Origin of the sequence: Photobacterium makurazakiensis (genome assembly GCF_050336715.1) — a bacterium.
GTDB classification, from domain to species: Bacteria; Pseudomonadota; Gammaproteobacteria; order Enterobacterales; family Vibrionaceae; genus Photobacterium; species Photobacterium makurazakiensis.
This window is the reverse complement of the sequence record NZ_JAKJSJ010000155.1, coordinates 1-604: the sequence shown is the minus strand read 5'-3', so window position 1 is coordinate 604 and position 604 is coordinate 1. Positions and strand designations below refer to the sequence as shown.

General features: G+C 41.2%; 1 protein-coding gene. It reads right to left on the bottom strand.

Annotated features, from left to right (window positions below):
- Positions 1 to 140: 140 nt before the first annotated feature.
- Entirely contained in the window at positions 141 to 284 is a 144-nt protein-coding gene (locus L4D09_RS28880) for a hypothetical protein (protein WP_428460955.1), read from the bottom strand.
- Between the last annotated feature and the right edge of the window lie 320 nt (positions 285 to 604).

Below are 604 nucleotides of genomic sequence, written 5' to 3'. Positions count from 1 at the left end.
CGTAAGTACATAGCTAATCAACATGTGGTACTTTTCATGTTAGCTATCCGAAATATTAAAAAGACATTTTTCTCTAGTTGGCATTGCTATGCTCAGAAGTAATACTTTGATTCTCAGACATCGATGTTTAAATCGACTCTTCAGTAATTTTGTTGATCGCAAATAGACTGCGCTGAGCGATCACATTCATTAAATTTTGCCTCTAATAGTGGTGATATAGCCTGCTTGTCGCACAATGCTGTTGTTTTTTGCTCAATCGAAGGGGCACGAGCGATCACATTCATTAAATTTTGCCTCTAATAGTGGTGGTGTAGCCTGCTTGTCGCACAATGCTGTTGTTTTTTGCTCAATCGAAGGGGCRCGAGCGATCACATTCATTAAATTTTGCCTCTAATAGTAATGGTGTAGCCTGCTTATCGCACAATGCTGTTGTTTTTCGCTCAACTGAAGGGGCGCGAGCGATCACATTCATTMAATTTTGCCTCTAATAGTGGTGGTATAGCCTGCTTATCGCACAATGCTGTTGTTTTTTGCTCAATCGAAGGGGTACGAGCGATCACATTGGCATCGCAATACTGATGTTCTTGTACTCAATCGAAGGGGC

Coding starts and splice junctions, on each gene's coding strand:
- L4D09_RS28880 (WP_428460955.1), bottom strand. CDS start 284: ATGAATGTGATCGCTCGTGCCCCTTCGATTGAGCAAAAAACAACAGCA.